The sequence below is a fragment of the Streptosporangium canum genome (assembly GCF_900113865.1).
GTDB lineage: Bacteria > Actinomycetota > Actinomycetes > Streptosporangiales > Streptosporangiaceae > Streptosporangium > Streptosporangium canum.
Genome location: NZ_FOQY01000030.1, coordinates 96,927 through 114,784 on the forward strand (window position 1 = coordinate 96,927; position 17,858 = coordinate 114,784).

Here is a 17,858-nt window from a genome sequence, read left to right on the forward strand (position 1 = left end):
GTTGAACAGGCCGGTCGTCAGGAACACCGCGTCGACCCGCTCCTCCTCCAGCGCCCGGCGCACCACGGAGGCGTCCACCGGGCCGGGCGGGGCCACCACCACGGTCCCGCCGTTGAGCAGCGGCACCCACAGCTCGTACATGGAGACGTCGAAGGAGGACGCCGTGTGGAACAGGACCCGGCGGTGCCCGGAGCCGTGCCAGAGCCGGTCGGCGGCGAAGGCGGCGACGTTGCGGTGGGTCACCGCGACGCCTTTGGGCACTCCGGTGGAGCCGGAGGTGAACATCGTGTAGGCCAGCCGGTCGGGGGCGATCTCCAGGTCCGGGTCGCGGGGGTCGCTCTCGGCTGTGGTGGTCATGGCGGGCAGGTGGCGGGTCAGTTCGTGTCCGGCGTGGGTGTCGTCGGTGATCACGACCTGGGCGTGGGTCTGTTCGGCGATCCAGCGCATCCGCGCGGGTGGCAGTCCGGGGTGCAGGGGGACGTAGGTTCCGCCGGCCTTGATCACGGCGAGCAGGGTGATCACCACGTCGGCGGAGCGTTGCATGAGTACCACGACGGGGGATTCGGGGCCGATTCCGGCGTCGGTCAGCCGTCGTGCCAGCGCGTTGGCCCGTGCGTTCAGTTCGGCGGCCGTGAGGCGGACCTCGCCGCAGACCACCGCCTCGGCGTCCGGAGCCGCCGCCACCCGCGCCTCGAAAGCCTCATTCAGGTTGTTGTGAAAAGAAAGCCGGTTCACGGAATCTCCAGATTCATGGCACAGCGGCGTGACAACAGAACCGATGACGGGGATGCCGGGCAATCACCTGGAAAGACGGCACGGTGGAGCAGGAAGACGGCATCGTGTAATAGCGGTCCACGATGGAGGCGGCCTGCGAATGCGGCGCTCGGGAGCCGTTCGGGAGGACTCGGGAGCCGTTCAGGAGGAGGAGAGGCTGCGGGGACGCATATCCGTCCAGTTCGCCTCGGTGAAGTCAAGGCACCCTTGCCGGGTGTCCTCTCCATGCACGACGTTCCAGCCGGGGGGAACGTCGATGGACACGGGCCAGAGAGAGTGCTGGCCCTCGGTGTTCACGAGGACGAGAAAACGACCGCTGCCGTCCTCGAACGGATTGATCATGGAAACTCCGCGCTTTCGGATGTGGTTTTTTGAACCATTCGGTCAACCGGAACGCGGGGTTGCCGCGTAACTAGCCGGGAAGACGGGCGAACACATCCATCTTTGTAATTAACGATCTAAATGCGGAGTATGCCGTCAAAGCCCAAGGAAATGTCAACCCTTGACAGATCCTGAAAAAGCTACAAAGATCCCCTGCTGCCGGGCGCTCCCCGGCGGGGAACGGGGGAATGGGGAATGATGGATCAGCGCGCACCGCTGCCCTACGCCTACCTGCGCCAGGTGCCGGCGTTCACGGTCGTCAGCGACGACCTCGTGGACGGCGGTGTCCTGCCCGGCGCGCACGTCTACGAGTCCGGCAACGTCTCCCCGCACCTGCGCTGGTCGGGCGCTCCGGAGGGAACGAAGAGCTACGCGGTCACCTGCTTCGACCCCGACGCCCCCACCGGCAGCGGCTGGTGGCACTGGCTGCTGGTCGACATCCCGGCGGAGGTGGGCGAGCTGCCGCGCGGCGCCGGCAGCGACGCGATGGAGGGGCTGCCCAAGGGGGCCCTCCACGGCCGCAACGACTACGGCACATTCGACTTCGGCGGGGCCGCCCCGCCCCCCGGACCGCCCCACCGCTACGTCTTCGCGGTCCACGCCCTCGGCGTGGAGAGCATCGAGGTCACCCCGGAGCAGACGGCCGCCGTCTTCGGCGGGACCGTCAACCATCACGCCCTGGCCCGCGCGGTGCTCACGGTGGAGTACGGCGTCTGAGCCGTCCCGTTGTTGAAGGTGCCCCTCAGGTGTAGAGGCGGAGCAGGTCCTCCTCGGTCTCCCGGCGCACGACCACCCGGGCCGATCCGTCGCGGACGGCGACCACCGGGGGCCGGGTCACGTGGTTGTAGTTGCTCGCCATCGACCGCTGGTAGGCCCCCGAGGCGGGGATCGCGAGCAGGTCGCCGGGCCGTACGTCGGCGGGCAGCGGCAGGTCGCGGACGAGCACGTCGCCGCTCTCGCAGTGTTTGCCGACCACCGTCACCTCGCGGAGGGGGGCGTCCGAGGAGCGGGAGGCCAGGAGCGCGGTGTAGGCGGCGCCGTACATGGCGGGGCGGGGGTTGTCGCTCATCCCGCCGTCCACGCTGACGTAGGTGTTGACGCCGGGGATCTCCTTGACCGTGCCCACCTCGTAGAGGGCGACGGCGGTGGGACCGGCGATCGAGCGGCCCGGTTCCACGGCGAGCCGCAGGTGGGACGGGACGGCCTCGCGCAGGGCCGCGACCACCTCGGCCGGGCGCGGCGGCACCGGGTCGCCGGGCCGGTAGACGATGCCCAGGCCGCCGCCGAGGTCGAGCTTGGGGATCGTCACGCCGTGCTCGCGCTCGCATGCCCGCAGGAAGGCGGCCATCCGCTGGGCGGCCAGGGTGAAGCCGCCCAGGTCGGTGATCTGCGAGCCGATGTGGGAGTGCAGCCCGGTCAGCTCCAGCGAGGCGGCGGCCAGGACCCGGCGGACCGCCTCGGCGGCCAGCCCGGCGTTCAGCGAGAACCCGAACTTCGAGTCGTCGCCGCCGGTGGCGATGAACTCGTGGGTGTGCGCCTCCACTCCCGGGGTGACCCGGATCATCACGCGCTGCCGCACCCCCGCCTCGCCCGCGAGGAGGGCCAGCCGCTCGATCTCGGCGAAGGAGTCCACGACCACGCAGCCGACACCCCAGGTGACGGCCCGGCGCAGCTCGGCGAGCGACTTGTTGTTGCCGTGGAAGACCACCCGTGCGGGATCCATGCCCCCGGCCACGGCCACGGCCAGCTCGCCCCCGGTGCACACGTCGAGGCAGAGGCCGGCCGCGTCCAGCCAGCGCACCACCTCGGGGCAGAGGAAGGCCTTGCCGCCGTAGTGGACCTCCCCGCCGGGCAGCGCGTCCCGCCACTCCGCGCAGCGTGCCCGGAACTCCGCCTCGTCGAGGACGTAGGCGGGCGTGCCGAACTCGGCGGCGAGCTCCCGTACGCCGATCCCGCCGATGTGCAGTTCCCCGCCGGTCCATGCCGCGGTGCGCGGCCAGCCGTTCTCGATCACCAAGCTCATGGGGTTGAAGGTAGAGCTTGAGGGCTTTTGTCCGGTCTCAGCGTCGAAGATTTCGATGCTAAGACTCGCAAGCATTCATGACCGTTGGGGCCGTTACCTCCCATCGACAACATAAGCTCAACTATTCGCAAACCGGGAGGTTCTATGACAAAGCGCCTGTATTCGGTCATTGCCGTCGCGCTGGCCGTATCGGCGTTCGCCGGCGGCTGCGGGCGCTCGTCGTCGGAGACCGACGCCGGCGCCGGCGCGGCTTCGGCGGCGGGCAAGACGGCCAAGGACCTCGTGCCCGAGGCCGTGCGCAAAACGGGCGAGCTCCGGATGGCGACCTCGGAGGGCTACCCGCCGATGGAGATGTACAAGCCGGGCACCCAGGAGCTCACCGGCGTCGACCCGGACCTCGCCGCCGCGATCGCGGCCAAGCTCGGCCTGAAGGCCAAGGTGACCAACGCCGCCTTCGACGGCCTGATCCCGGGCCTGCAGGCCGGCCGCTGGGACGTGGTGATGTCCTCGATGAGCGACACCGAGGAGCGCCGGGCCGCCGTCGACTTCGTCGACTACTTCAACGCCGGCGGAGCCATCATGGTCAAGAAGGGCAACCCCGAGGGTATCAAGACCCTTGAGGACCTGTGCGGCCGCACCGTCGTGCTGGCCAAGGGCAGCTCGAACCTCGCGATCGGGCAGCGGCAGGACGAGAAGTGCGCCAAGAAGATGCAGATCATGCAGAGCGAGGACGCGCCGACCGGCCTGCTGAGCATCGACTCCGGGCGTGCGGTCGCCACCATCGTCGACTCGCCCGTCGCGGCGATGTACGCCAAGGACACCGGCAAGTACGACGTGCTGCCCGAGCAGTACGACGCCGGCCCCTGGGGCATCGCGATCGACCGGCGCAACACCGCGCTGCGCGACGCCGTGGCCAAGGCCATGCAGGAGCTGACGGCCGACGGCGGCTACAAGGCGGTCCTGGAGAAGTACGACGTCGTGAACAACGCCGTACCCGAGGTCATGGTGAACACCAAGCCGTGGAAGTGACCAAGACACCGCAGACCGCCGACGTCGCGGACCTGCCGATCGACGCGGTCCGCCCGCCGCGGCCCGGCCGGTGGATCGCGGCGGTGGTCGCCGCGTTCGCCCTGGTGTGGCTGGCCTACACGATCATCGTCAACGAGAACCTGCACTGGGACGTCATCGCCGAGTACCTGATGGACGGCAGGGTTCTGGGCGGCCTGTGGGTCACGATCCAGCTCACCGTGCTGTCGATGGTGATCGGCCTGGCGCTGGGCATCCTCGCCGCCGTGATGCAGCTGTCCGGCAGCCCGGTGCTGCGGGGCGCCTCCGCGCTCTACACCTGGTTCTTCCGCGGTACCCCGCTGCTGGTCCAGCTCATCTTCTGGTTCAACATCGGGCTGGTCTTCCCCTCCTTCGGCATCGGCGTGCCGTTCGACGGCCCCAAGCTGATCGAGTGGCAGGCCAACGAGCTGATCACGCCCTTCACCGCGGCCCTGCTCGGTCTGGCGATCAACGAGGGCGCCTACATGGCCGAGATCGTCCGGGCGGGCATCCGCTCGGTGGACCCCGGCCAGCGCGAGGCGGCCGAGGCGCTCGGCATGTCACACCGGCAGGTGCTCCGCCGGGTCGTGCTCCCCCAGGCGATGCGGGTGATCATCCCGCCCACCGGCAACCAGTTCATCTCGATGCTCAAGACCACCTCGATGGTCTCGGTCATCGCCGGCGCCGAACTGCTGACGGTCTCCCAGCGCATCTACCTCGGCAACTTCGAGGTGATCGCGATGCTCATCGTGGCCTCCATCTGGTACATCGTGCTCACCACCATCGCGAGCGTCGGCCAGCACTTCATCGAGAAGCGGTTCGAGCGCGGCCACCACGCGCTGCAGGTCAGGGTCCGCCGCAACCTGCGGCCGTTCAGCAGGGGGAACGCGTGATGGTCGAACCCAAGGTGAAGATCCGCTCGGTCCGCAAGTGCTTCGGCTCCGTCGAGGTGCTCAAGGGCATCAGCCTGGACGTCCCCGAAGGCGGCGTGGTCTGCGTCGTCGGCCCGTCCGGGTCCGGCAAGTCGACACTGCTGCGCTGCGTCAACCGGCTGGAGACCATCGACTCCGGCCGCATCTGGGTGGACGGCGACCTGATCGGCTACGCCGAGCAGGGGGACCGGATCCACCACCTGCGCCCCGCCCAGCTCTGCCGCCAGCGGCAGGACATCGGCATGGTGTTCCAGCGCTTCCACCTGTTCCCGCACCGCACGGCGCTGGAGAACGTCATGGAGGGCCCGGTCGTCGTCAAGGGCGTCGCCAGGGGCCAGGCCAGGAAGAGGGCGCTGGAACTGCTGGACCGGGTGGACCTCGCCGACCGCGCGGACCACTACCCCGCCCAGCTCTCCGGAGGCCAGCAGCAGCGCGTGGCGATCGCCCGCAGCCTGGCCATGGACCCCAAGCTGATGCTCTTCGACGAGCCGACCAGCGCGCTCGACCCCGAGCTGGTCCAGGAGGTGCTCGCGGTCATGCGGGACCTGGCCGCCAGCGGCATGACGATGATGGTGGTGACCCACGAGATGGGATTCGCCCGCGAGGTCGGCGACAACCTGATCTTCATCGACGGCGGCGTGATCGTCGAGCAGGGACACCCCCGCGACGTGCTCGCCAACCCGCGCCACGAGCGCTTCCGCGCCTTCCTCGGGCAGGTTCTGTGACCCACTTCGACCTGCTGCTCCGGGGCGGCCTGGTGATCGACGGCACGGCGGCGCCCGACGCCGCCCGGCACGCCGACGTCGGCGTCCTCGACGGCCGCCTCACCCTGCTGCCGCCGGGAGCCCCCGCCGCCGCACGCGAGACCGAGGACCTGACCGGTCTCGTCCTCGCCCCCGGCTTCATCGACGTGCACACCCACTCCGACGGCGTCACCCTGATCGACGGGGAGCTGGGCGGCGACATGGTCCGGGCCGCCGTCCTGCAGGGGGTCACCACCGAGATCTGCGGCAACTGCGGTTCCAGCCTCTTCCCCGCCCTGCCCGGCCGGCTGGCCGCGATGCGCGCGGAGACCCGGGTCTACTTCGGCGGCGACGTCGGGATGTACGAGGGCTTCGCCGAGTTCGCCGCCGCGCACGCCGCGGTGCCCCGCGCCAACCACCTCACCTCCCTGGTCGGGCACGGCACGCTCCGCGCCGGGGTGATCGGCCCCGTCGACCGTGCCGCCACCCCCGGCGAGCTGGACACCATGTGCGCGCTGCTCGACCGGGCGCTGTCGGCGGGGGCGGCGGGGCTGTCGACCGGGCTCATCTACACCCCCGGCACCTACGCGAGCACCGACGAGGTCGTCGCGCTGGCGGCCGTGGCGGCCGCGCACGGCAAGCCGTACGTCACCCACCTGCGCGACGAGATGTCGCGGGTGGAGGAGGCGCTGGAGGAGGCCGTCGAGATCGGGCGCAGAAGCGGCGCCCCGCTGCACGTCTCCCACCACAAGACGGCGGGCAAGTACGCCTGGGGACTGACCCGGCGCACCCTGCCGAAGCTCGCCGCCCTGCGCGCCGAGGGCATGGACGTGACCTGCGACGTCTACCCCTACACCGCGGGGAGCACGGCGCTGGGCGCGATGCTCCCCCCCTGGGCCTCGGACGGCGGGATCGCCGCGCTGACGGCGCGGCTGACCGACTCCGGACAGCGCGACCTGATGCGCCGGGCCATCGCCGAGGGCGTCCCCGGCTGGGAGAACACCGTCGGCAACGGCGGCTGGGACCGCATCTCGATCGCCTGCGCGCCGCGCCACCCCGAGACGGAGGGGCACACGATCGCCGAGCTGGCCGCCGCGCGCGGCCAGGACCCCGTCGACATGGTCGCCGAACTGCTCGTCGCCGAGCAGGGCGAGGTGACGATCATCAGCCACTCCATGATCGAGGACGACGTGCGGCGGGTGCTGGCCGCGCCGTACTCGATGATCGGTTCCGACGGCGTGCCCAAGCCCGGCGGCCGGCCCCATCCCCGCTGGGCGGGGACGTTCCCGCGCGTGCTCGGGCACTACGTCAGGGAGCTGGGACTGCTGAGCCTGGAGACGGCGGTGCACAAGATGACGGGCATGGCCGCGGCCAGGTTCGGGCTGGCGGGGCGCGGCGTCATCAGGGACGGCGCCCACGCCGACCTGGTCGTCTTCGACCCCGGCACGGTCGCCGACGGCGCCACCTTCGTCGACCCGCTGGTCCCGCCGTCGGGGATCCACTCGGTGATCGTCGCCGGCCGGACCGTGGTCCGGGACGGGGCCGAGACCGGTGCCCGGCCCGGGGCGGTGCTGTCCACATGAGCGGTGACCGCGTGACCGGCCGTGATCGCGGCCTCTGCGAGGATGACGGGCCCGGGAACGACACCGGGCCCGGACAGGGTGACGGGCTCCGGGAGAGTGACGGGCTCCGGGAAGGTGACGGGCTCCGGGAGAGTGACGGGCTCCGGGAAGGTGGGGCGATGACAGAACCCGACGCGCCGGATGGAGACGGGGCGCACACGGTGGCCGTCTCGGTGCCGGGGCTGGTCTCCCTCGACGAGGACGTCGAGCTGACCCTCGCGAGCACCGGCAAGCTGCTGCTGCTCGCCGCGGTGGCCCGCGGGATCGCCGCGGGGAGGCTCGATCCCGCCGAGATCGTGGAGGTGCGGCAGGAGGACCGCTGCGGCGGTTCCGGCCTCCTGGGCGACCTGTCCGCCCGTCACTGGACGATCGGGGATCTCGCCGTGCTGACCGCGTCGGTGAGCGACAACACCGCGACCAACGCGCTGCTGCGCCGGCTCGGCCTGGACCGGGTGGCCGAGGACGCCGCCGCGCTCGGCTTCGTCCGGACGCGGATCCTCGACCGGATCCGCGAGCCGCGCCTGCCCTCGGACCCGCCGACCTTCGCCGTCGGTACGGCCGGCGAGCTCGCCCGGTTCGCGGCGGAGCTCGACGGCCGGCAGGAGTGGACCCGGCTCATGCTGGGCTGGATGGCCTGCAACACCGACCGGAGCATGGTCCCCGCCCTGCTGCCGCACGAGCCGGAGGATCGGGAGGTGCCCGCCTCCGTTCCGCCCGGAAGGGTCTGGGTGGCGAACAAGACCGGCACCGACGTCGGCGTGCGGGCCGACGTGGGGGTGATGATCGGCTCCGGTCGCCGGATCGGCTACGCGGTGCTGGCCAACGGCCCCGCCGGAGACGAGCACGCCCTGCTGGAGAGCGTCCGCCGGGCCGGCCTGGCCATCGGCCGCCTGGCCGGCCTGCCCGCCGGTCGGCGCTGACCGTCCGGCGGGCCCTGCGGGGTCGCCGCCGACCGGCTGGGCCGGTGCGCCCGAGATCTCGCGCGCACCGGCCCGGCCCGCTATGCCGGCGCGGCCTCCCCGGCCCGGGACAGGACCAGCTCCACCAGGTCGGCGACGGCCCCGTCCGCGCAGGCGCCCACCACGACGTCGGCCGCGGCCCGGACCTCCGGATGACCGTCACCGACCGCGGCGCCGAGCCCGGCGGTTGTGATCATGTCGATGTCGTTCGGATTGTCGCCGATGGCCGCCACCTGCTCCAGCGGAACGCCCCGGGAGGCGGCCAGCTCGCGGAGCGCGGTGCCCTTGGTGGCGCCCTCGGGCAGCACTTCCAGGTAGGTGGCCTCGGAGCGGACGGTGATCGTCCCCGGGATGTCCAGATCAGGCAGCGGGTCGCCGATCAGCATGCACTTGGTGATCTCGCCGGGGGCCGGCGCGGACCAGTCGCCCGGGTCGCGCAGCGTGATCCCGTCCCGGCGGGCGTAGTCCCGCAGCTGGGGCACGTCGTGGACCGCCAGTGCCTCGCCGCCGGAGAACGCCACCGGATAGACGCCCTCCGGCAGCCCGTCGAACCGGTCGAGCAGCGCCTTCCACGCGTCCGCCGGCAGGTGGCGGGAGCGCAGCACGGCTCCCGTGCCGAGGTCCACGGTCCGGGCGCCGTTGTAGAGGATCGCCGCCCCGGCGAGGCCCAGCTCCTCGTAGTAGCGCAGAGCCGACGCCTCCATCCGCCCGGTCGCGATGACCACCTCTCCGCCCGAGGCGAGGAAACGGCGCAGCGCGTCCCGGCCGGAGGGCACCATGGCCAGGTCGCGTCCGACGAGCGTCCCGTCCAGATCGGTGACGATCCACCGGATCACGAGACCCCCCTCGCCGTGGAGATCTCGGCCATCACCGAACCCGCGAGGTCGAAGCCGCCCACGCAGGCGAGGTAGCCGCCGGGCGTGAAGATGTCGCCGGACAGCGGGATGTACGTGCCGCCGGCCCGCTCCACCAGCAGCGAACCGGCCGCCACGTCCCAGGCGTTGACGTGCGTGCCGTACGCGACGTCGGACCAGCCGGCGGCGACGTGCGCCAGCTTCAGCGCCGCGCTCCCCGGGCGGCGCGTACTGGCGAAGGCGTTGACCATCCGGGCGAAGCGGTGCAGCGCCTCATCGCCGCCCGCGGCCAGGTCGCGCGGTGTGGGAAAGCTCGACAGCAGCACCGCCTCCCGATCGGTGCGCGCGCCGGAGCTGCGGATCGGCTTGCCGTTGCAGAAGGCCCCGTCGAGCGAGGCGGTGAACTCGTCGTCGCGGACGGGGTCGTAGACGGTGCCCGCCACCACCTTTCCGTCCACCACGGCTCCGATGGAGGTGCAGAAGAACGGCAGGCCCGCGGCGAAGTTCGCGGTGCCGTCGATGGGGTCGACGTACCAGCGGATGTCGCCCTCCCCCCGGACACCGCCCTCCTCTCCCTCCACGACGCTGCCCGGGCACAGGCGGTCCAGGACCTCGCGGATGCGCTCCTCGGCGGCCTTGTCGTGCTCGGTCACCGGGTCGTGGAAGTCGCGTTTGGTCTTCACCTCGGGCCGGGAGCGGAAGGCGTCCCTGAGCTGGTCGCCGACCGCTCTGGCCGCCTCGACCGCGATGGCGGCCAGTTCGCGCGAAGTGTTCATGTCCATGTCTCCTCCAGGAGGTTCAGAAGTCCGCGGGGGTCCTCGACTGTCGCCTGAGGGCTCTGGCGCACCTTGTAGGGGATCTCGTCGGTGCTCCGGGAGACCATCAGGACGGTGGCCCCCACTCCGGCGCGGGCGCCGCAGACCACGTCGCGGTCGTAGTTGTCGCCGACGTACCAGGTCTCCGCGGGGTCGACGCCCAGTGCCCGGCAGGCGATCCAGATCATCTCCGGATTGGGTTTGCGCACGCCGACCTCGTCGCTGTAGACCTGCACCGCCACCTGGCGGTCGAGGCCGCTGAGGGCCATGTAGTCACGGTGGACGGCTCCGCACAGCGCGTTGCTGACGACCGCGGGCGTGACATCGTGCGCCCAGCAGGCGGCCAGCAGCTCCTGCAGCGCGGGCCGGGTCTTGCGGTCGCTGCGCAGCTCGCCCATCCGCCTGCAGAGCGGCGTCGCCTCGGCGATCACCAGCGAGCGGGCCTGCTCCGGCCAGTCGCCCGCCACGAAGTCGGCCCAGAACCCGCGGTGCGTCATCTCCGCCGGGGCGAACTGCCGGGAGGTGGAGTCCTTCCAGTACTTGTCGGCGCGCGCGCCGGCCCGGATGTCGCTCTCCACGTCGTCGAGGCCGAGGCCGTGGAAGCCGGCCCTGCGGAGAAGGCCGTGCACCTCCGCGGCGAGCTCGGCCGCCCACGACGGGCGCCGGGAGGTCTCCACGATCACGCCGCCGAAGTCCAGCAGCAACGCCTTGGGCCGGATCACGCGCCCACCTCCGTCCGGTCCCAGGAGGAGAGCCGGACGCCGTCGGCGCCGAACAGGTGCATCTGGTCGGTCCAGCAGGTCAGCACGTCGCCGGCGGCGGCCTCGACCGGCGTGTAGGAGACCGCGTACAGCTCGGTGTCCAGGATGCGCAGCCGTACGGTCCAGGAGGAACCGGCCGGCAGGACGGCCTCGACCACGGCCTCCTCGTGCCAGGCGGCGCCGGGCGGCGTGCCCAGGCGCAGCGCCTCAGGCCGAATGCCCACGGCGGTGGGGGCGCACTGCCCGGCGCGGGCCTCGACGGAGCGCATCAGCGAGCCGGCCAGGCCGGTGGGGGAGGGGCCGACGTCGACGATCGCCATCGGCGGGCTGCCGACGAACTCGGCGACGAACCGGTTGGCGGGCCTGGCGTACATCTCCATCGGGGCGGCCAGCTGCTGCAGCTCGCCGTCCTTCATGACCGCGACGTCGGTGGCCATCGTGAGCGCCTCGAGCTGGTCGTGGGTGACGAAGACGATCGTCGCGCCGGACTCCTCGTGGATGCGTTTGAGCTCGGCGCGCATCTCCAGGCGGAGCTGGGCGTCGAGGTTGGACAGCGGCTCGTCGAGCAGCAGCACCGTGGGGTTGATCGCCAGCATCCTGGCCAGTGCGACACGCTGCTGCTGGCCGCCGGAGAGCTGGGAGGGGTAGCGGTCCATGGCGGCGTCGACGTGGACCATCTTGAGCGCCGCCTCCGCCCTGGCCCGCCTTTCGGGACCGGGCACCTTGCGCATGCGCAGGCCGAACTCGACGTTCTCCCGCACCGACAGGTGGGGCCAGAGCGCGTAGTTCTGGAAGACCAGCCCCATGCCGCGCTTCTCCGGCGGGACGTAGAGCCCGCGCTCGACGGAGTCGAGGACCCGGTCGCCGACGGCGATGCTGCCCGCGCTCGGCTGCTCGAGCCCGGCGATCATCCGCAGCGTGGTGGTCTTTCCGCAGCCGGAGGGACCGAGCAGGCACATGAACGCGCCGTCGGGAACGGTCAGGTCGAGGTTCTTCACAGCGTAGTCGCCACCGCCGTAGCTCTTGGCGACTCCGCTGAGGGTGATGTTCGGCATCTATCCTCCTAGGCCGGACGCCAGGCTGCTCTTGGTCAGACGCTGGGTCAGGTAGGTCATGGTGAAGGAGACCAAGGCGATCACGAGGACGACCGCGTTGGCGAGCTGGGTGTATCCGTAGTCCACGAGGCCGATCGACAGGGTCGTCAGGAGCTGCGTCCCGGTGGTGGTCAGCATGATGACGATGCTGAGCTCCTTGAGGCCGGAGATGAACGGCAGCACGATCCCCGTGACGAGAGCGCCCTTCTGGATCGGGAAGATGATCCGCCGCATCCGCTGCCACCAGGAGGCCCCGGCGATCTGCGCGGCCTCCTCCGGCTCGCGGCCGAGCTGCATCATCGCCGCGATGCCCGAGCGCGAGCTGTACGGCAGGTGCGTCACGGCCATCACCAGGATCAGCAGGAACGTCGTCCCGTACAGCGCGGGGAGGGGGCCCCTGGCGACGGCGAACAGCGACAGCGAGGCGGCCGCGAACGCGATGCCGGGGATGAGGTAGGGCAGGAAGGAGACCTGGCGGAGGAACGCGGCGACGCGTGGAGCCGTCCCGCGCACCACGACGTACCCGATCAGCAGGCCGGCGACCGCGCAGATCAGCGAGGCCAGGCCGACGATGCGCAGCGAGTTCCACGCCGCCGTCCACAGCTCCGAACCGCGCAGGACACCGTGCGGGAAGCCGACCGCGCCGGGCAGCTTCTCGGCGAGCCAGTAGTCGAGGGTGAAGGTCGACAGGTCCAGCGGCGTGCGGGTGACCGTCGACAGCAGCAGCGTGAACACCGGGACCAGGACGCTCACCACGAAGACCGCCAGGCCCAGCCCGAACAGGGGCCAGCGCCAGCGGCGCAGGTCGCTCAGCCGGTCCATCGCGCCCTTGCCGCCCACGGTGACGAACCGGCGGTGCTCGCGCATCAACCGGGTGTCGGTCAGGACGATCAGGACTCCGATGACCACGATGACGGTGGCGAGCACGGACGCCACGCCGGTGCTGCGGTCCCGGATCGACTGGAACAGCCCCGTGGACAGCACCCGGTAGTCGGCCGGCAGGCCGAGCACGTAGGGCGTGCCGAACGTGCCGAGCACCCGGCCGACCACCAGCAGCACGGCCGAGGACAGCGCCGGGAGCATCAGCGGCACCACGATCCGCCGGATGACGGTCCGCTGCGGGGCGCCGAGGATCCGCGCGGAGTCCTCCAGCTGCGCGTCGATGCGGCGCAGCGCGTTGCCGACCAGGAGCAGCACGAACGGGTAGTAGTGCAGCCCCAGGGTGACGATGATCGGTACCGCGCCGTAGGCGAGCCAGTCTGGGGTCCGGATGCCCTGGGCCTGCAGGAACCCGACCTGTCCGGCGGCGCGCTCGTTCTTGAACAGCGACAGCCAGGCCAGGGAGAAGGTCCACGAAGGCAGCATGTAGGGGACCACCAGGGCGCCGGCGAGCCACCTGCGCCCCGGCACGTTGGTCCTGGTCACCAGCCAGGCCATGCCGCCCCCGACGACCAGCGCGAACAGCGTGGTGCCCACCGCGATCACCAGCGTGTTGAGCAGCGGCTCCCAGAACAGCAGGCCGCTGATCTGGGACCGGAACACCCGCCACAGGTAGTAGCCGGTCCATTCGCCCGGCTGCTGCCCGGCGTGCACGTCGTCGCCGTACTGCAGGCGGAAGGCGTCCGACAGCACCGCGATCAGCGGTGCCACGACGAGATAGGCGAGCAAAATGACAAGAATCAGCCCGAGCGCGGCGGTGGGGTCGTGGCGCAGCACGCGGAGCCGGTACACCAGTCTGCGCCGCCTCGGGGGAGGTGGCGGCGTTTGCGCCTTGGTGAGAAGAGCCATGGGTACTTCCTTCAGGGGGGTTGGCGAGGACCGACGCGGTGCGCGGCCCGTCGGCTTCCTCAGTGGCTTCGCTTGGTCATCAGTGGCTCCGTTTGAGCATCGCGTCGGCGAGCGCGTCGGCGGCCTCGCCGAGCCGCCGGCCCACCGCGTCGAGACGCGACAGCAGCTCGCGCCCGCGCAGGGTGTCCATCTCCAGCGGCCCGGTGAACAGCTCGGTGAGCCGGGTCTGGTAGAGCTGGCGGACCCGGCTGCAGGCCTTGCGCGTGGCCAGCACGGCCACGGTGACCGAGCCGGGATCCTCGATCATCTTCAGGACGGCGGTCTCCAGCTCGTCGAGGCCGTCGATCACCGCCTGCAGCGGCTCGACGGCGAAGCCGAGATCCTCCGGCCCGAACAGGTCGGTCTCGCGCACGTAGTCGCGCAGGTGATCCAGCACGTCGTCGATCGACCGCGAGATCCGGAACAGGTCCTCCCGGTCGACGGGGGTGGCCAGCACCCGCCGCAGGACGCGCACCAGCTCGCCCCGCGCCGCGTCGCCCTCGTGCTCCACCTCGGCCATTTGGGTGCGCGCGGCCGACCGTTCGATCTCGCCGGTCGCGGTCGAGCGGGCCAGTACGGCTCCCGCGCGGACGACGGCGACCTGGTGGCGGACCAGGTCGACGACCCGCCGCCCGGACCGGCCGCGCACATCGTCCCAGGCCCGTAGGAACCGCCGGGCGCGGCCGTCGGCGCCGCTCACAGCAGCCTCAGCGCGAGTCCGGCCAGGCAGCCCAGGGCCATCGACGACGGCAGCGTGACCAGCCAGGCCGTACCCATGTTCATGACGCTCTGCCATCGCACTCTCCTGGCTCCCTCACTGGCCGCTACGCCGACGACTCCGGCGGTGATCGACTGGGTCATGCTCACCGGACTGCCCAGCGCCGAGCTGCCCAGGACGGCGCCGGTGGCCGCCGTCTCGGCCGAGACGATGTGCAGCGGCCGGGTGATGACCAGGCCGCGGCCCAGCCGCTCCCCGACACGGGTCAGGCTGGTCAGGGCTCCGGCGAGGAAGAGCGCCACCAGGACGGCCATCCACGCCGGCGGCACCTCGACGGGGCCGACCCCGCCCAGCCCCTCGCGGCCCACGTCGACCGCGACGCTCACCACCGCGATCATCTTCTGGCCGTCGTTCACCGCGTAGGCCACGCACTGGGCCGCGTAGGCCAGCAGGTGGGCGGCGAGTACGAGCCGGGGCATCCGGCGGTAGGACGGAACCCTGCGCGACAGGGTTCCCAGCAGGTAGCCCAGGGCCAGGCCGACCAGGGGCGCGCCGGCCCCGATCGCCAGGACCGCGCCCAGACTCGACCACGACACCGGCAGGCCGGCGCCGAACCCCGCGCCGGTGATGCCGCCGATCACCGCGAGCGTCAGGCTGGTCGGCAGGCCCCTGCCGGTCAGCACCGCGACCACGGCCACCGCGATCACCACCCCCGCCAGGAACGCCGTCGCCCCGCCGCTCGTCCCGAGTCCCGCCAGCCGCTCGGTGAAGGTCCGGGCGACCGCGATCCCCAGCAGGTACGGTCCGGCGAAGAGCACCACCACGAGCAGCGAGGCGATCGCCCATCCCGGCGAGCGGGGGAACCTGAGCCCGAGGCCGATGAGCGTGGCTCCGTCGTTGGCCCCGCTGATCAGCACGAAGAGGATCGCGACCGTGGCGAACGCGAGCGTCCACCCCATCAGAGGTAGGGCCGCTGGTCGCGTTTGTGATCTTCGTAGCGCCGGCGCACGGCCCTGACCTCGGGCAGGTCCGACACCTCGGCCACCGGCACGTCCCACCAGGCCGTGGTCTCGGGGCCTGGGCCGGGGACGGTCTCGACGTGGACGACCGTGGTGCGCGCGGACGCCACGGCCTTGGCCAGTGCGGTCCGCAGCGTGCCGGGGTCGGCCGCCGTCAGCACGTCGGCGCCCAGGCTGGCGGCGTTGGCGGCCAGGTCCACCGGGAGGAAGGCCCCGTCGAGCTCGCCCGAGGGGCCGCGCATCCGGTAGGAGGTGCCGAGCCGCTGGGCGCCGACGGATTCGCTGAGGTTGCCGATGGAGGCGAAGCCGTGGTTGTCGACCAGCACCACGACGAGTTTGACGCCCTCCTGCACGGCGGTGGCGATCTCCTGGGCCATCATCAGGTAGGAGCCGTCGCCGACCAGCACGAACACCTCCCGCTCCGGTGCGGCCAGCTTCACCCCGAGCCCGCCGGCGATCTCGTATCCCATGCAGGAGTAGCCGTACTCCACGTGGTACTGGCCGGGGTCGGTGGCCCGCCACAGCTTGTGCAGGTCGCCGGGCATCGACCCGGCCGCGTTGACCACCACGCCGCCCTCGGCGGCCTGGTTGACGATTCCCAGCATCACCGGCTGGGTCAGCTCCGTCCCCCCGTAGGCCCGCTCGATCTCGGCCTGCCAGTCGCGGGTCAGCTCGGTGGCTCTGGCGCTCCAGGCGGGGTCGGCGTTCCAGTCGCCGGGCTCCAGCGCGTCCAGCGCCTGGCGGGCGTCGGCCACGAGCATCTGGCCGGAGTGCTTGGCCGCGTCGAAGGCGGCGATGTTGATGTTGAGGAAGGCCGCGCCGGCGAACAGGGTGCGTGAGGCGGTGGTGAAGTCGCTGTAGCGGGTGCCGATGCCGATGACCAGGTCGGCCTCGCGGGCCAGGGTGTTGGCCGCGGCGCTGCCGGTGTGGCCGATCGCGCCGGCGGCGTACGGGTGGTCGTACGGCACGGCGCCCTTGCCTGCCTGGGTCTCGGTGACCGGGACGCGGTGGCGGGCGGCGAAAGCGGCCAGCCGCTGCGAGGCCTGGCTGTGTTTGACGCCGCCGCCGGCCACGATCAGCGGCCGGCGTGATCGCCGCAGCAGGTCCTGGGCGCGGGCCAGCGCGGCGGGTTCGGGCACCGGGCGGGCCACGTGCCAGACACGCCGGCGGAACAGCTCCTCGGGCCAGTCGTAGGCCTCGGCCTGGACGTCCTGGGGCAGGGCCAGGGTGACCGCGCCGGTCTCGGCCGGGTCGGTCAGCACCCGCATCGCGGCCAGCAGTGCCGAGGGCAGCTGCTCGGGGCGGTTGATCCGGTCGAAGAAGCGGCTGACCGGCCGCAGGGTGTCGTTGACGGTGACGTCGTAGGAGCGGGGGTCTTCCAGCTCCTGCAGCACCGGGGAGGCGACGCGGGTGGCGAAGACGTCGCCGGGCAGCAGCAGCACCGGGATGCGGTTGATGGTGGCCAGGGCGGCGCCGGTGACGAGGTTGGTGGCGCCGGGGCCGATGGAGGTGGTGCAGGCGAAGGTGGTCAGGCGGTCGCGGGTACGGGCGTAGCCGACGGCGGTGTGCACCATGGCCTGTTCGTTGCGGGCCAGGTAGTAGGGCAGGGCCGCGTGGGTGCCGGCGCCCTGTTCGGCGAGGGCCTGGCCGATGCCGGCGACGTTGCCGTGGCCGAAGATGCCCAGGCATCCGGCGATCAGCCGTTGCTCGGCGCCGTCGCGTTCGGTCCACTGCTGGGCGAGGAAGCGCACGAGCGCCTGGGCCACTGTCAGTCTCATGGGGCGTCTCCAGGGGATCCGCCACGGGCGTCCGTGACGCGACGCGGCAGGCGGGGGTCGACCACCTGGTCCGCCCAGGAGGAGCGGATCCAGGCGTGATCGGGGTCGTCGCAGAAGGCCATGGACCGCTGGGGGGCGGGCCCGGCCAGCACGTTGAGGTAGTACAGGTCGTAGCCGGGGGCCGCCATCGACGGGCCGTGGTAGCCGTGCGGGACCAGCACCACGTCTCCGCCCGACACCTCGGCCAGCGTGTCGTGGGTGCCGTAGACCCGCTGGTAGCCGGGGCCGCCCTCGAAGTAGTAGATCTCCTCCAGTACGGCCTCGCGCTCGGAGGCGGTGTCGTGCTTGTGCGGCGGGTAGGACGACCAGTTGCCGCCGGGGGTGAGCACCTCGACCGCGACGAGCTTGTCGCAGTCGAAGGCGTCCGGGGCGCAGAAGTTGTTGACCTGGCGGCTGGCCTGGCCGGCGCCGCGCACCTCGACCGGGACCTCGCGCGCCGGGCCGTACCGGA

The 17,858-nt window shown here is 71.8% G+C and carries 18 protein-coding genes; 6 read left to right on the plus strand and 12 right to left on the minus strand.

Annotated features, from left to right (window positions below; all coding sequences use genetic code 11):
• Both BM085_RS32570 and BM085_RS32575 read right to left on the minus strand, forming a co-directional pair.
• Positions 1–735: AMP-binding protein (locus tag BM085_RS32570; protein ID WP_177245388.1), on the minus strand; the 735-nt coding region annotated here is incomplete at its 3' end.
• Between the two features lie 180 nt (positions 736–915).
• Positions 916–1,116 carry an MbtH family protein gene (locus tag BM085_RS32575; RefSeq protein ID WP_031172890.1) on the minus strand — a complete coding sequence of 67 codons (201 nt, stop codon included), beginning with the start codon at positions 1,114–1,116 and terminating at the stop codon, positions 916–918.
• A gap of 234 nt (positions 1,117–1,350) precedes the next feature.
• On the opposite strand from BM085_RS32575, the gene BM085_RS32580 reads away from it, so the two are divergent.
• Entirely contained in the window at positions 1,351–1,872 is a 522-nt protein-coding gene (locus tag BM085_RS32580; protein WP_031172888.1) for a YbhB/YbcL family Raf kinase inhibitor-like protein, read from the plus strand.
• A gap of 25 nt (positions 1,873–1,897) precedes the next feature.
• On the opposite strand, the gene lysA is transcribed toward BM085_RS32580, so the two are convergent.
• A complete protein-coding gene (lysA, locus tag BM085_RS32585) occupies positions 1,898–3,178 on the minus strand; it encodes a diaminopimelate decarboxylase (RefSeq protein WP_245789833.1) in 1,281 nt (426 codons plus the stop codon).
• Between the two features lie 144 nt (positions 3,179–3,322).
• On the opposite strand from lysA, the gene BM085_RS32590 reads away from it, so the two are divergent.
• From BM085_RS32590 to BM085_RS32610, 5 genes are all read left to right on the plus strand, one after another.
• Positions 3,323–4,207 carry an ABC transporter substrate-binding protein gene (locus tag BM085_RS32590; protein WP_093890653.1) on the plus strand — a complete coding sequence of 295 codons (885 nt, stop codon included), beginning with the start codon at positions 3,323–3,325 and terminating at the stop codon, positions 4,205–4,207.
• The gene (locus BM085_RS32595) at positions 4,198–5,118 is read left to right on the plus strand and encodes an amino acid ABC transporter permease (RefSeq protein WP_245789834.1); all 921 of its coding nucleotides are present in this window, start codon (positions 4,198–4,200) and stop codon (positions 5,116–5,118) included. The genes BM085_RS32590 and BM085_RS32595 overlap by 10 nt, the downstream gene beginning before the upstream one ends.
• Entirely contained in the window at positions 5,118–5,882 is a 765-nt protein-coding gene (locus BM085_RS32600) for an amino acid ABC transporter ATP-binding protein (protein WP_093890655.1), read from the plus strand. The genes BM085_RS32595 and BM085_RS32600 overlap by 1 nt, the downstream gene beginning before the upstream one ends.
• A complete protein-coding gene (locus BM085_RS32605) occupies positions 5,879–7,483 on the plus strand; it encodes an N-acyl-D-amino-acid deacylase family protein (protein WP_093890656.1) in 1,605 nt (534 codons plus the stop codon). Before BM085_RS32600 ends, BM085_RS32605 begins: the two co-directional genes overlap by 4 nt.
• Before the next feature lie 158 nt (positions 7,484–7,641).
• Positions 7,642–8,442: a serine hydrolase gene (locus tag BM085_RS32610; protein ID WP_093890674.1), complete on the plus strand. Its 801-nt coding sequence runs from the start codon at positions 7,642–7,644 to the stop codon at positions 8,440–8,442.
• An 80-nt stretch (positions 8,443–8,522) separates the two neighbouring features.
• On the opposite strand, the gene BM085_RS32615 is transcribed toward BM085_RS32610, so the two are convergent.
• The 9 genes from BM085_RS32615 to iolB all read right to left on the minus strand — a co-directional run.
• Positions 8,523–9,317, minus strand: a complete 795-nt coding sequence (locus tag BM085_RS32615) for an HAD-IIB family hydrolase (protein ID WP_218158888.1) — start codon at positions 9,315–9,317, stop codon at positions 8,523–8,525.
• The gene (locus tag BM085_RS32620) at positions 9,314–10,111 is read right to left on the minus strand and encodes an inositol monophosphatase family protein (RefSeq protein ID WP_245789835.1); all 798 of its coding nucleotides are present in this window, start codon (positions 10,109–10,111) and stop codon (positions 9,314–9,316) included. The genes BM085_RS32615 and BM085_RS32620 overlap by 4 nt, the downstream gene beginning before the upstream one ends.
• Positions 10,108–10,872 carry an HAD family hydrolase gene (locus BM085_RS32625; RefSeq protein WP_093890658.1) on the minus strand — a complete coding sequence of 255 codons (765 nt, stop codon included), beginning with the start codon at positions 10,870–10,872 and terminating at the stop codon, positions 10,108–10,110. The genes BM085_RS32620 and BM085_RS32625 overlap by 4 nt, the downstream gene beginning before the upstream one ends.
• On the minus strand, positions 10,869–11,966 hold the full coding sequence (locus BM085_RS32630) for an ABC transporter ATP-binding protein (RefSeq protein WP_093890659.1): 1,098 nt from the start codon (positions 11,964–11,966) through the stop codon (positions 10,869–10,871). The genes BM085_RS32625 and BM085_RS32630 overlap by 4 nt, the downstream gene beginning before the upstream one ends.
• The gene (locus BM085_RS32635) at positions 11,967–13,793 is read right to left on the minus strand and encodes an ABC transporter permease (protein WP_093890660.1); all 1,827 of its coding nucleotides are present in this window, start codon (positions 13,791–13,793) and stop codon (positions 11,967–11,969) included. It lies immediately after the preceding gene.
• Between the two features lie 79 nt (positions 13,794–13,872).
• On the minus strand, positions 13,873–14,532 hold the full coding sequence (locus BM085_RS32640) for a DUF47 domain-containing protein (protein ID WP_218158889.1): 660 nt from the start codon (positions 14,530–14,532) through the stop codon (positions 13,873–13,875).
• Positions 14,529–15,509, minus strand: a complete 981-nt coding sequence (locus BM085_RS32645; RefSeq protein WP_093890662.1) for an inorganic phosphate transporter — start codon at positions 15,507–15,509, stop codon at positions 14,529–14,531. Before BM085_RS32645 ends, BM085_RS32640 begins: the two co-directional genes overlap by 4 nt.
• Positions 15,509–17,347: a 3D-(3,5/4)-trihydroxycyclohexane-1,2-dione acylhydrolase (decyclizing) gene (iolD, locus tag BM085_RS32650; protein WP_093890663.1), complete on the minus strand. Its 1,839-nt coding sequence runs from the start codon at positions 17,345–17,347 to the stop codon at positions 15,509–15,511. The genes BM085_RS32645 and iolD overlap by 1 nt, the downstream gene beginning before the upstream one ends.
• Positions 17,344–17,858: 5-deoxy-glucuronate isomerase (gene iolB, locus BM085_RS32655; RefSeq protein WP_093890664.1), on the minus strand; the 515-nt coding region annotated here is incomplete at its 5' end. The genes iolD and iolB, both read right to left, overlap by 4 nt.

Coding starts and splice junctions, on each gene's coding strand:
- BM085_RS32590 (WP_093890653.1), top strand. CDS start 3,323: ATGACAAAGCGCCTGTATTCGGTCATTGCCGTCGCGCTGGCCGTATCG.
- BM085_RS32645 (WP_093890662.1), bottom strand. CDS start 15,509: ATGGGGTGGACGCTCGCGTTCGCCACGGTCGCGATCCTCTTCGTGCTG.
- BM085_RS32575 (WP_031172890.1), bottom strand. CDS start 1,116: ATGATCAATCCGTTCGAGGACGGCAGCGGTCGTTTTCTCGTCCTCGTG.
- BM085_RS32620 (WP_245789835.1), bottom strand. CDS start 10,111: ATGAACACTTCGCGCGAACTGGCCGCCATCGCGGTCGAGGCGGCCAGA.
- BM085_RS32610 (WP_093890674.1), top strand. CDS start 7,642: ATGACAGAACCCGACGCGCCGGATGGAGACGGGGCGCACACGGTGGCC.
- BM085_RS32580 (WP_031172888.1), top strand. CDS start 1,351: ATGATGGATCAGCGCGCACCGCTGCCCTACGCCTACCTGCGCCAGGTG.
- iolD (WP_093890663.1), bottom strand. CDS start 17,347: ATGAGACTGACAGTGGCCCAGGCGCTCGTGCGCTTCCTCGCCCAGCAG.
- BM085_RS32635 (WP_093890660.1), bottom strand. CDS start 13,793: ATGGCTCTTCTCACCAAGGCGCAAACGCCGCCACCTCCCCCGAGGCGG.
- BM085_RS32630 (WP_093890659.1), bottom strand. CDS start 11,966: ATGCCGAACATCACCCTCAGCGGAGTCGCCAAGAGCTACGGCGGTGGC.
- lysA (WP_245789833.1), bottom strand. CDS start 3,178: ATGAGCTTGGTGATCGAGAACGGCTGGCCGCGCACCGCGGCATGGACC.
- BM085_RS32600 (WP_093890655.1), top strand. CDS start 5,118: ATGGTCGAACCCAAGGTGAAGATCCGCTCGGTCCGCAAGTGCTTCGGC.